Source organism: Janthinobacterium sp. TPC_1, assembly GCF_056037845.1.
Genome location: NZ_CP195157.1, coordinates 4,342,916 through 4,354,840, shown reverse-complemented (window position 1 = coordinate 4,354,840; position 11,925 = coordinate 4,342,916). Strand labels below are relative to the sequence as shown.

Sequence of the window (11,925 nt, the reverse complement as noted above, 5' to 3'; positions counted from 1 at the left end):
CACGCAGTGAAGCGCCACGCTCGACAGCCGCCGGCGAACGCGATGAAATGCGCGCCATCCGTCAGCCATACCGAAATCTGCCAGCGTCGCCGGCAAAGTTTCGGGCGGCTGATCGCCAAGGGCGGCACCGTGGCCGTCGAGGTCTGAGCATGGCGGCCCGGGCGCTTCAACTGAAGGGAAACCGAAGCGCCACGGACCCTGCCTGATGCAGGGCCTGTGCGGGGTATTACCGAACGATTACTGCGCCAGATAGCGTTCCGAACGAGGGCCGTACAGCAAGCCATTCGGCACGCCGGCCGACAGCATGCGCGCATTCGCCGTGCCAGCCAGCGGATGGCTGGCGTCGGTGCTGGTGTTGATGATCTGCTTGACCGCCGCCGTCACCAGCATACCGACCAGGCCGCCGCCACCGCTGTTATTGCCTTCATTGCTCGATGCACTGGCCGCGCCCTGCCACAGCAAGGCGCCCGTCTTCAGGTCGACCAGCTTGGCATCGACCGACACCACCGTCACGCTGTCGATCACGGCGTAGGTCGTGCCGTACTTGGAGATCGTCACGTACAGGCCCGCATCGGCGCCGAAAATCTCGTTGAGCTTCTTGGCATCGACGCCGTGGATATCGGCGGCGTTCGTCAAGCCGTTCTGCTTGAAGGTTTCACCGACCACGGCCACCGGCAGCACGTAGTAGCCCGCTTCGGCCAGCGGATAGGTCACTTGCGCGTAGACGCTGTTGGCGGCATTGACTTCGGGCGAGTTGTTCAACGGCGGCAAGACCACGATGGAACGGGGCTTGGCCGCCTTGAAGGCGGTGTAATCGTATGCCGCCTGCTTGGTGGCGCAACCGACCATGAAGATGGCGGGACCCAGGCACAGGGCCATTTTCAACATGCGCGACATCATAATTTTTCGCCTTTTTTCATTTTACCCAGCAGGAAGTCCATGTACGGCGCCGATTCCGGGAACAGCTTCTTCTCGTCCTCGAACTGCGCGGCGACCTGCTCCGGCTTGCCCGCGATCGAGTACAGCATGCCCAGGTGGGCGTGGTAGCCCGGCGGCGCGTGATTGCCCTTGGCAGCGATCATTTGCAAGTCTTTTTCCATGGCGGCGATCTGCTGCTCGGGACTTTCGCCCTTCAGGTACTCGTACACTTGCGGCTGGTAGCCTTCCCATTGATACAGGGTCTTCGATTGCGTGGCGCAACCGGTCAGGGCGGCACAGGCGAGCAGCGCCAGCAGGGCTGCGCCCTTGTTCATCATTGTTTTCATGGGAAACCTTATTGTTTGCGCAATGCGCCCGCTTCGACGCCAGCCACCAGGCGCTCGACGGCTTCGCGCATGGCCAGGTCCAGGACTTTGCCGTTCAGGGTGGCGTCATAGCTGGCGGTGCCGCCAAAACCCAGCACTTCACGATTCGACAGGCTGTATTCGCCGGCACCACCAGCCGAGTACACGACTTCCGAGGTGGCGATATTGACAATGTTCAAGGTGACCTTGGCATACGCCACTTGCGTCTTGCCGCGGCCCATGATGCCGAACAATTGCTTATCGCCAACTTCCTTGCGGCCGAATTCGGTCACGTCGCCCGTGACGACGAAATCGGCGCCCTTGATATTCTGGCCCTGCTTCTTGAAATCGGCTTCCTGCTTGAGTTCCGCCATGTTGTCGCGGTCGAGCACGTTGAAACGGTTGGACGTCTGCAGATGCGCAATCAGGATCGTTTTCGACTGGCTGCCCAGGCGGTCGACGCCATCGGAAAAGATGCCGCGCATGAAGTTCGAGCGGTTGTCGAATTTGCCGACAGCGATCAGGGTACGAGGACCAACGTAGGGACGGGCTGCGCTGGCAACCGTGGGGACAGCCAAAGCTTGCGAGGATTCGGAAGCGCAGCCAGCCAGGGCCGCGCCAATCAGCGCTGCAATCAACAACGCGCCGGGTTTATTCTTGTTCATAGTGCCCTTATGATATGTAGGATCAGGAGCAACTCACAAAATTGATTATAAGCAAGTTACTTTCCTAAATGCAATTATATGGCATTGCATGTCTTATAATTCTCTCCAAAAGTAACGATGGCAAGGATTGCATTGTTGCCAGCCACGTCAGGCGCGCGCCTGCTTGACTTCCCGGAGCCGATTCATTAACTTAGCAGTAAAAGAGCGTGCAGGCAGCGCCGTACGCCACTGCCGCCACAGACCTTGCCCGCCGGCCTGCCCCACCCGGCGCCAACTCCACGCTCTCACATAGACGGGTCACCAGGCCATGCCGACACACGATCATTCCCCGGCCCATCCGCTGGCCACGGCGCTGGCGCTCTCGCTGGGCGCCGCCATAGCCCTGGGCCTGTCGCGCTTTTCCTATGGCTTGCTGCTGCCGCCCATGCGCGCCGACCTGGGCTGGTCATACCTGCTGGCCGGGGCCATGAATACCTTCAATGCGCTCGGCTACTTTCTCGGCGCCCTGGCCACGCCGGCCCTGATGCGCCGCCTGGGCGTGTGGCGCTTGCTGATGACCGGCTGCGTGCTGGCCAGCGTCTTCATGCTGCTGTCGGGCCTGGTCAGCGATACGGCCGCCCTGTTCCTGCAGCGCGTGTGCGCGGGCGTGGCCAGCGCCTTCATCTTTATCGCCGGCGGCGTGCTGGCGGCGCGCCTCGGCTCCATGCACAGCCGGCGCGCCGGCCTGTATATCGGCCTGTACTATGGCGGCACGGGCTTCGGCATCGCCCTGTCGGCCCTGCTGGTGCCGGCCACATTGACGTCCGCCCAGGCGCACGGCGCCGCGCATGCCTGGCAATGGCCCTGGCTGGCACTGGGCACGGCCTGCCTGGCCGCCACCGCCATCATGGCCCTGCCGGCGAAGGCGATCGGCGAAGCGCCGCGCGCCGTCGACACGGCGCGGCGTTTCGCCTGGCGCGACTTTTCCCCCAGCCTGGCCGGCTATTTCATGTTTGGCGTCGGCTACATCGGCTACATGACCTTCGTCATCGCCCTGCTCAAGCAGCAAGGCATGGGTGCCACCTTGATCACTGTCTTCTACACCTTATTGGGGTTGGCGGTGGTGGCGTCGTCACGCATCTGGGCGCGCATGCTCGACCGCTACAAGGGCGGCGAATCGCTGGCGATATTGAATGGCGTGCTGGGCGCGGTGACCATCCTGCCCGCGCTGACAAGCTTTGTGCCCGTCGTGTTCCTCTCCGGCCTGGTCTTCGGCGCCGTGTTCCTGTCGGTGGTGGCCTCGACCACGGCCCTGGTGCGGCATAATTTGCCGCAGCAATCGTGGACGGCCGGCATCACCGCCTACACGACCGTGTTCGCGCTGGGCCAGATCGTCGGCCCCATCGTCGTCGGCTGGATCGCCGATGGCCCGGCCGGTTTGGAACGGGGCTTGATCGCCTCGGCCATCGCCCTCTTCATCGGCGCGGCGCTGGCTGCGCGGCAAAAGGCGCTGGCGCCGGCCGCATAGTAGACTAAAGGCATTAATTAACCTTGGCGGAAAGAAGACGATGAACGACGATGCGCGCAAACGCCCGGCAACGATGGATGCCGAAACCTTGGAATTCATCCAGGGCCTGTTTGCCCTAGTGCGCGAAGGCGATACGCAGCAACTGGGCGCCATGGTGGCCCAGGGCGTGCCGGTCAACTTCCGCAACGAAAAAGGCGACAGCCTGATCATGCTGGCCAGCTACCATGGCCACCTGGAACATCGCGCCTGCTGCTCGCAGCGGGCGCCGACGCCAACGTCCCGAACGACCAGGGCCAGACGCCGCTGGCCGGCGTGGCCTACAAGGGCTACCTGGAGCTCGCCGAACTGCTGCTCCTGCACGGCGCCAGCGTGGACGGCGCCAGCCCGGACGGCAAGACCCCGTTGATGATGGCAGCCATGTTCAACCGCCTGGCCATCCTCGACCTGCTGCTGCAGCACGGCGCCCGCATCGATGCCGTGGACAGCCGCGGCATGACTGCCGTCACGCTGGCCAGGAGCATGAATGCGCAAGAGACCCTGGCACGTCTGGCCAGCCTGGGCCAAGCGGAATAAAACAGGGGCACTGTCTGCCAGTAGTCGCGCTACGGCATCGCGGGAGATGGCGCGCGATTACGACCGCCAGAGCATCGAGCGCTAAGTACCTGCGGCCATCCTTGTCCAGAAAAATGAAGATGCTTCATTTCTACCCCAGAAAGGAGCAGCTCACTAGGAAAATCAACGGGATCGTACATTTTACTTATCTAATTTAAAGATAGTACACGCCCATCGGCAAAGCGGGCTTTCCTGACTTTCTGGATTTTCTCGTACTTTTAAAAAGATCAATTTTTTGCGGGTGATCAATCCCTAATGCTGCTCCAACTCTATCCATTTCTTTTGAAAAATCCATAAAATCTGACCAACTCAATCCTACTGTTGCAAATAAAATAACTTGCGCTGTTATAGTCGCAGTAATCAACATCAACCATAATGGAATATTCCCAAAAAACCCCATTCCAAGAGTAAGGATGTATAAACCTGTGCAAAAATACCCACTACATCTTAATAGATGATATTTTTTTGCAAGTGTTCCACGTTCACAATGTGGCTGCATCCATATTTTTTCTTCCTTTACATCAACGACTGCGACAGCGATAAACTCATTGCCTTTTTCATATCCCACAACCTGAACCTCATCTCCGTCTCTAAAATCAACTTCCCAAAAACTCCCGCTAACCCACTTGCCGCCCACGCTCATGCTGAAGCCTGTGACAGGATCTCCGTCACTTGTCGCCGCCTGCGCACTGTGAACAGCGCCTGATTCGCCGGTGGCAGCCTGTACGATCGAGGTCAAACCGGACATTTTTTTGAACGATGCGGCACTCTTCAAATAATTCACATGCATGTCGGAAGTTCTTAACTCCTCAACAACACCGCTGACCAACTTATAGGAGAATTCATGCATATGATTTTCTCGATCGCTGAACTGGCAATATCTTTACAGCAATGCCATCAATTTCGGGGAGGAAGCGACTCAGATCCAACTTGGAAAGTAACGGAAATGTATCGAGGAAATTATCAAGCAGATTGAATTTTGTATTTTACCAAGTAAATTTACATTTGTTGCAGCCATATGAAATTCTGTGAGTTTTCCCTTCCACTATGAAAAAAGCCTTGTCGGAAGATGTATTTTCATTATTCTCTTCAGCCACCATGCGCTTCCTAAAAATTATGGTTGAACCGTCTTTAATGCCTTCTGCAATTGCATTAATTTTTCAACAGAATCAAACGGCTATTCGCCAAGCTACTCTCATCTTTTCCTCCATTTTCATGCTTGAAACCGGTTCACCCATTCGTCATTCCTGCTCTACATCAGATATCCATCTTCAAAATTTGATGGAGAGGCGCGGCGTATCGGTTAACCATTCATCGATCAACAGGTAGGCGATCGACTCCTGTTGCTCATCGAAAAGATGGCTTACAAGCACAAGCGTCCGGTCGACTGAGCTGGCCGATGGATGAAATTTACATCAGGATCTATGGCATCTGGAAATATCTCTATAGAGTAGCGCCCTCACACTTAAAGATAATACACACCCATCGGCAAAGCTGGCTTCCCTGACTTTCTGGATTTTCTCGTACTTTTAAAAAGATCAATTTTTTCCGGCTCAGCGATCACTAGCGCCTTTCCTACCTCATTCATTTCTTTTGCAAAATTCATAAAATCCTTCCAGCTTAATCCAACAGTTACAAACAAAATAATTGGGTTAATAAAAGCAGAGCAAATCAAAACAAACCAAATCGGAAATCCAGTAAAAAATCCCAATAAAATTTCAAAAATACATAATCCAATAAAAGAATATCCACAGCATTTTAAAAGATGATATTTTTTGGCAAGTGTTCCACGTTCACAATGTGGCTGCATCCATATTTTTTCTTCCTTTACATCAACGACTGCGACAGCGATAAACTCATTGCCTTTTTCATATCCCACAATCTGAACCTCGTCTCCGTCTCTAAAATCAACCTCCCAAAAACTTCCGGTAACTAACTTGCCGCCCACACTCATGCTGAAGCCTGTAACAGGATCTCCGTCACTTGCTGCCGCCTGCGCACTGTGAACAGCGCCTGATTCGCCCGTGGCAGCCTGCACGATCGAGGTCAAACCGGACATTTTTTTGAACGATGCGGCACTCTTCAAATAATTCACATGCATGTCGGAAGTTCTTAACTCCTCAACAACACCGCTGACCAACTTATAGGAGAATTCATGCATATGATTTTCTCGATCGCTGAACTGGCAATATCTTTACAGCAATGCCATCAATTTCGGGGAGGAAGCGACTCAGATCCAACTTGGAAAGTAACGGAAATGTATGAGGAAATTATCAAGCAGATTGAATTTTGTATTTCGACCTGTGTTTTTTCAAAGCCAATTCGCAACTGTATCCAATAAAACCATAGCTGTGATCCTTGAATAAAGTAGCGCCAGAGCGCATATCAAAGTCACTTGGCCTTGGAAAACCATGGGCAGCGAAAATTTCTGTCGCGTATATTGAATAGTCACGCATGGTTCTGAATGTCCAATATTCGAAAGGAAACCAAAAAATCAAAGGCACCAATAATATAATTCCACATGTCACAATTAAATATTCTTTGTTTTCTACAGATACATCAACATATGAAAAAAAAAATGCAGCAAAAGCCATAATCCACATAAACAATATCATATTCCCGCGCAAATTTCATGCAACTCCAAAAAAAGGCACGCTCCCCGCAATAGGTATTCAGAGGCATTAGCAACAAGCTATCGTCAATACGGAGCAAACTATGCACGTACAGCACATCCTTTTTCTTTGTGACTACCAATTTAATAAAATCGCCATCCTTGATCTTGTCAGCGTCGCTAAAAACCCCACAGACTACTTTCCCGTTAACCAACCCGGCAAAATTGAACATATCTTCGCCATCGTAAAAACTTAGCATGGCTGCATTTGCCAATACCCCCGGCATGCCATTGATTGCGGCGGCGATACCAGCTGCCAGATTCTTTTCCGCAAGGCTGTTTTCAATTTTACTGAGCAAATTTACACTTGTTGCAGCTACATGAAATTCTGTGATTTTTCCTTCCACAGTAAAAAAAGCTTCCTCGGGAGAAGCATGTTTATTACTCTTTGCTGCCATCATACGCACCCTGATAATTACGACTGAATCTATTTTGATGTTTTCTGCGATTTCACCACGTAGACAAGGTGAGGATGCACCTCTATTTGGCGTGCAACAATTCATTTCGGCTCAAAAATACAATAAAACCCGCAAGAGGAACTTGCAAATTTGCCGCTCAAATAATCAGGCAGATGCCATATTGTACTTCGACTTGTGTTTTTTCAGCGCCAGTTCACAATTAGTCGCAAAAAATTTATTGCCATCACTCTCAAAAAAAGTAATTCCGCGACGCGCATCAAATATTTCCGGCCTTGGAAATCCATAAGCGACGAATATTTTCTCAGCATATATTGAATAGTCACGCATGGTCTTATATGTCCAATACTCGAAAGGGAAACAGAAAATCGGGGGCATCAGTAATATCGCACCACATGCCGTAATCAAATCCTCCTTTCTTTCCAGCGACACATCGACAAACAAGAAAAATCCGGAAAACAAAACAAACCAAACAAATAGCGTCATGTTTCTTGCGAATCTCATGCAACTCCAAAAAAAGGCGCGTTCTCCGCAATACGCATTCAGGGGCATCAATAACAAGCTATCCTCAATACGTAGCAAACTATGTACGTGCAGGACATCACCCCTTCTTGTCACGACCAATTTGACGACATCGCCATCCCGGATCTTGTCCGCATCGACAAAAGTTCCACACACGACTTCGCCATTGACCAGTCCGGCAAAACTATGCACATCTTCGCCATCGTACAAACTTAGCATGGCTGAAGTTGCCAATGTTCCAGGCATGCCATTGATAGCGGCAGCGACACCCCCTGCAAGGTTTTTTGCCTCAATATTTTTTTCTATTTTTCTGAGTAAATTTATAGTTGTTGCAGCAATTTGAATCTCTGTTATTCGTCCTTCCACTGTAAAAAAAGCGTCATTGGAAAACATATTTTCATTTTTCTCCTCTGCCACATTCACCTCGAAATTCATGATTGAATTGCCTTAAAAGCTTTCTGTAACTCCATTAACTCCTGCTCAACATTAGTAAATGGTTTTTCAGAAAGCCATCCTCTTCTTTTTCTAAAAGTACACGCTTGAAACCAATTCTCCAATTCATCATCCATGATCCATACCCGATATCCGACTTCAACAACAGTTATCCCGAGACCAATCAGATTAAATCGAGCCAATCTTATCAATAAAATAGTTCTTCCACCTATCAAGCTTGTTGCCAATCCACCAAAATAATTTATTGCCTTTAAAGAAAAACTGAAATTTTTCGCCAGCTGAGATCCTGCCAATCGTGTCAATAAAGGAGCACAGTAGGACAATGCAGCGGTCAAGCCTAAACCCATGTTAATGGCACCAAAGACAGCTCGGCTAGTATAAATCGCCACTAAAATTCCATCAGATCGCTCTTTCTTGATTTCATCATAAGCCGAATCAATATCCAAGCAAACTATCATAAAACCAGAAAGAGCCCCAAGTAACCCGGCAGCCATTTTAAATCCACCTCGAATAACATCTGCCGCCTTGTTTATTCCGCTAATTTTACTATAAGGGGATATTTCCCTTATAGATTTTGTAACAGCATAAACCAGATCAAAAGATATACTGCTCAGTGACAATATTGAGGCTATCACCTCAGACTTTAGTCTGCCTGAATCGTTAAAATGAGGCAATTTGGTTGCCAGGGAAAGGCTTTCAATTGACATCAAAAGAACACCAATGCGAGCATGGCGAAAATTATTGGTCTCGGGCCTTTTACCCACGTCCAGTTCGTCCAATGCAATCTTCACCTTTCTTTTTACCTTTTCCTGCTCATCCCCTATCAAATTTTGTATGCTCCCTTCCACTTTTGCCGCATCTGCTCGAGCAGTTTTGGTCGCCTCTGTTCGCGCCATGCGCTCAGCTTTCTTTTCGATTCCTTGCTCTAATTTGTTTTTTTCATTTTCCGATTTCAGCGCTTCAGAATATTTCTTTGTTTTTTCTCTTAATTCTTCAATATTTTTTTTCTTCAGAGGAAGCATCAATTCATCGAAGCTTATTTTTTCAGCAAGATCCGCCAATTTTGAATACAGCAATACGCCGACGATGCTGGAAATTGCCTTGTCCAACTTCCCGCTTTTAGTGAACATTGCTTGCGTCCACTCCGAGATTTTTGCAAATGCCATCCCTTCCGCAGTTCGATGGTACTTTGATAAATTTACTATCGGCTTATCCGTCTTGGCCGTTGGATCCTTGTTGTGAATTTTAAGGACTCCGCCATCACGCAACCATTCATCCCATGCGGAATCAATTTTCTTAAAGGAGTCAATCAGGCCCTTGCCGGCTTTTAACCATGGTGCCGCCTGTACTTTTGAAATATCCCCTGCAGCATCAACTTGTTCTTTAGCATCTTTAAAGGCCTTTTCCGCAAGGTCATACAAAGACTTATGGTTGTAGAAATTTGACCGCATGTACAAATTTTTTCTTTCAATTGAACTCACATTCATCCAATTTTTAAGAACAGGTGCATTTTCCTTGCCGGAAAACATGCCAAACACACACCGGGAATATTCAAAAGTAAAGCAAAATCCGCTACCGATATTTTCCTCGTCATAACTATCAAATGCCTCAACCAACTCCGTGGAGGTTACCCACTTGACATGATCGGCAGTTCTCTTCCTCGATCTTGCCTCGGCTTCCTGCGACAGTTTATCCAGCGTCTTGCGCAGCAAATCGATTTCCGCGACAGAGATCAGCGACTCATATTTCTTCTCGAAGTTTGCGCGTGCGTCCTGCTCACTTGTCGCAAGGATCTGCTCGCGCCTTTTCTCGCGCGCGTCAGCAATTTTCCTCATTCTCTCTTCGATTATTTCAGCTTCTTTTACACGGTTCAATTTCCTGAGCATTTCGGCATTATTCTTATTAATGTCCGGAAGTGCCCTCGAATCCATGTCATCGAGATTTTTCTTTCTGATTTCCACGCCATATTTGATGACACAGTCCTTGATATCATCAATGCCGACCATGACGTCCATCTTCCGCCGATTGCTGACTTTTTCCTTGTCCTCGCTATCGAGAAAATTTTCAAGCGGCTGCAGGGCGGCATTACGGAAATCATTCAATTCCTGCGTAATGCCGATCGGGTCAAACAGAACAAATGCTGCCGCCTTCGTCGCCACCATTTTCTCTTCCAGCGTCCCCATCCGCCCGCCCGGCGTCGCCAGTGGAAGATTTGCCATGCCTACATAAGCATCGTAACTTCCCATGTAGAGCTGCTGCATGAGATTCTTCCCCAAGGGGCTCTTCCAGGCATTCTGATACTGTCTGGCGAGTACGGCTTCGGGAACATACTTGCCAAGCTCTTCAGGTTTCAGGCTGTGCGGCTGCTCGGTACTGCCTGCAGCCCATTCCTTCGGCAGGAAAACCTGCATCTGTCCCTTTTCAGCTCTGGCGTCGGCATTGGCCGCATACGCGTCGAGCCTGTTTTGCGTCATGGCAGTTGGCGTAAACAACAGGTAGATTTTTTCGACAAACTCGATCTTGTCGATCGCGATCATGCTGGCATTGATGCCGCAGGTGGTGCGGTCACAGGAAAAATTCACTGCCGCCGAGGGTGGCGTATCGACGGAAAATTTGGACAGAAACGCGTCGTCGTCGGCAAAATAACCTTCCCAGTACAGCAGTCCGGCGCGCTTGATCAGCACGTACAAGAATCCCGAGCGCAGCAGGCGCGGCGCATAGCCGGCGTTCTCCAGCTTGATGTGCCTGACCTTGTCGCCCAGCTTGCCGGGCAAGGCGGAGACCTGACTGGCCGCGCCCTCGCCGACCACTGCCGCATAGCGCAGCGGCAAAATGAACAAGCCGTTCTTATCGCAAAATTTACAGTCTTTCATTGCTCTTCCTGTTGGGTGGGCGGCACGCGGTCATTCTGCTGGGCATCAGCCTAGGGAATGCAGACGGGCGTTCAATACTATATCCAGTGGCAAGCCTTGCGTGCTTGCCATCCGCATCAGTTCCCCGAGGGCGGGGTGCAAGGTGAAGGCCTGGCCGTTTTCGACGGCGCGCCAGGCATAGGCGATCTGGATCTGCGTCCGCCTGCGCCAGACCCGCGCTTGCGCTGTCGACAAGATAGCGGTCGATCTGCGCGTCGATGCCGGCGCCGATTGGCGTTTGCCTTGCGCAAAGGATGCGCAATACCAGATTGATCTGCTCAATGCGATCCATCGCCTGCCTGGTTGGTTCATCGATGCGCAGGGGAACGTCTTGTACTGCCGACAATGGCTGCGCATGGCCATGCAGGATCAGCTGCCCCTCGCGATCGAGCTGGCACCAGGTCTCCACAGGACCAAGCAGATCGGCAAAACTGCTGCGCCCCGGCCGGCCTGCCGCGTCAGACGGCGGCAACAGTCTTGCCAGATGCGGCATGACGCGCGGGTCGAAATAGCGCAGGTAGACGGCTTCGCCGGACGGATAGCGCAGATTCAGGCGCGCCAGCATGGCGCTGCGCAGGCGCTCCAGGGGCGCATTGCTAAATAGCCAGGCACAAATGCCGGGCACCCCGCCCGGTTCGGCATGCTGCTCTTGCGCCAGCTTCAGGCTGTGCTCGACCAGTGCATAGTGCTCGGGCAGCTGGTTGGACAAGGCGAGCAGCATCGGCGCGCGCTGCAGGTCATCCTCGAAGATCGGGTCATCGAGCAGCAAGCTGGCCGCGGGCGGCGACAGGGCCGCAATCGCCTCGCGCAGGGGATTGTCGATGAACTGGTCGATCAGGACGACGGTCCTGTCATAGCCGCGGGCCACGTTGTAGAGCACTTCA

At 51.8% G+C, this 11,925-nt stretch carries 13 protein-coding genes; 4 read left to right on the top strand and 9 right to left on the bottom strand.

Going from position 1 to position 11,925, the window contains the following annotated elements; translation table 11 throughout:
* Positions 1–237: 237 nt before the first annotated feature.
* Genes ACQVLG_RS21290 through ACQVLG_RS21280 form a run of 3 tightly spaced genes read right to left on the bottom strand, consistent with a single transcriptional unit; the run spans position 238 to position 1,948 of the window.
* Positions 238–900 (bottom strand): DUF799 domain-containing protein, encoded by a 663-nt coding sequence (locus ACQVLG_RS21290; protein WP_442908018.1) that lies wholly within the window; start codon positions 898–900, stop codon positions 238–240.
* Positions 897–1,265, bottom strand: a complete 369-nt coding sequence (locus tag ACQVLG_RS21285; protein ID WP_442908019.1) for a DUF4810 domain-containing protein — start codon at positions 1,263–1,265, stop codon at positions 897–899. The genes ACQVLG_RS21290 and ACQVLG_RS21285 overlap by 4 nt, the downstream gene beginning before the upstream one ends.
* 8 nt (positions 1,266–1,273) lie before the next feature.
* Positions 1,274–1,948 (bottom strand): CsgG/HfaB family protein, encoded by a 675-nt coding sequence (locus ACQVLG_RS21280; RefSeq protein WP_230538325.1) that lies wholly within the window; start codon positions 1,946–1,948, stop codon positions 1,274–1,276.
* A gap of 307 nt (positions 1,949–2,255) precedes the next feature.
* Between ACQVLG_RS21280 and ACQVLG_RS21275 the strand changes: the two genes are divergently transcribed.
* Genes ACQVLG_RS21275 through ACQVLG_RS21265 form a run of 3 tightly spaced genes read left to right on the top strand, consistent with a single transcriptional unit; the run spans position 2,256 to position 4,028 of the window.
* Complete coding sequence (locus tag ACQVLG_RS21275) at positions 2,256–3,455, top strand: YbfB/YjiJ family MFS transporter (RefSeq protein WP_474290896.1); 1,200 nt, start codon at positions 2,256–2,258, stop codon at positions 3,453–3,455.
* Between the two features lie 40 nt (positions 3,456–3,495).
* Positions 3,496–3,861 carry a hypothetical protein gene (locus tag ACQVLG_RS21270; protein WP_474290895.1) on the top strand — a complete coding sequence of 122 codons (366 nt, stop codon included), beginning with the start codon at positions 3,496–3,498 and terminating at the stop codon, positions 3,859–3,861.
* On the top strand, positions 3,759–4,028 hold the full coding sequence (locus tag ACQVLG_RS21265) for an ankyrin repeat domain-containing protein (protein WP_474295746.1): 270 nt from the start codon (positions 3,759–3,761) through the stop codon (positions 4,026–4,028). Before ACQVLG_RS21270 ends, ACQVLG_RS21265 begins: the two co-directional genes overlap by 103 nt.
* A gap of 193 nt (positions 4,029–4,221) precedes the next feature.
* On the opposite strand, the gene ACQVLG_RS21260 is transcribed toward ACQVLG_RS21265, so the two are convergent.
* A complete protein-coding gene (locus ACQVLG_RS21260; RefSeq protein ID WP_474290894.1) occupies positions 4,222–4,917 on the bottom strand; it encodes a putative type VI secretion system effector in 696 nt (231 codons plus the stop codon).
* A gap of 197 nt (positions 4,918–5,114) precedes the next feature.
* On the opposite strand from ACQVLG_RS21260, the gene ACQVLG_RS21255 reads away from it, so the two are divergent.
* Positions 5,115–5,396, top strand: coding sequence for a hypothetical protein (locus ACQVLG_RS21255; protein WP_474290893.1), 282 nt, complete (start codon positions 5,115–5,117; stop codon positions 5,394–5,396).
* Positions 5,397–5,532: 136 nt separating this feature from the next.
* Here ACQVLG_RS21255 and ACQVLG_RS21250 read toward each other — a convergent pair whose 3' ends face one another.
* From ACQVLG_RS21250 to ACQVLG_RS21230, 5 genes are all read right to left on the bottom strand, one after another.
* Complete coding sequence (locus tag ACQVLG_RS21250) at positions 5,533–6,228, bottom strand: putative type VI secretion system effector (protein ID WP_474290892.1); 696 nt, start codon at positions 6,226–6,228, stop codon at positions 5,533–5,535.
* 398 nt (positions 6,229–6,626) lie between these two features.
* Positions 6,627–7,139, bottom strand: a complete 513-nt coding sequence (locus tag ACQVLG_RS21245) for a hypothetical protein (protein WP_474290890.1) — start codon at positions 7,137–7,139, stop codon at positions 6,627–6,629.
* A 162-nt stretch (positions 7,140–7,301) separates the two neighbouring features.
* A complete protein-coding gene (locus ACQVLG_RS21240; protein ID WP_474290889.1) occupies positions 7,302–8,111 on the bottom strand; it encodes a hypothetical protein in 810 nt (269 codons plus the stop codon).
* Positions 8,108–11,002 carry a T6SS effector BTH_I2691 family protein gene (locus ACQVLG_RS21235; RefSeq protein ID WP_474290888.1) on the bottom strand — a complete coding sequence of 965 codons (2,895 nt, stop codon included), beginning with the start codon at positions 11,000–11,002 and terminating at the stop codon, positions 8,108–8,110. The genes ACQVLG_RS21240 and ACQVLG_RS21235 overlap by 4 nt, the downstream gene beginning before the upstream one ends.
* Positions 10,989–11,921 (bottom strand): DUF4123 domain-containing protein, encoded by a 933-nt coding sequence (locus tag ACQVLG_RS21230; RefSeq protein WP_474290886.1) that lies wholly within the window; start codon positions 11,919–11,921, stop codon positions 10,989–10,991. The genes ACQVLG_RS21235 and ACQVLG_RS21230 overlap by 14 nt, the downstream gene beginning before the upstream one ends.
* Positions 11,922–11,925 lie beyond the last annotated feature (4 nt).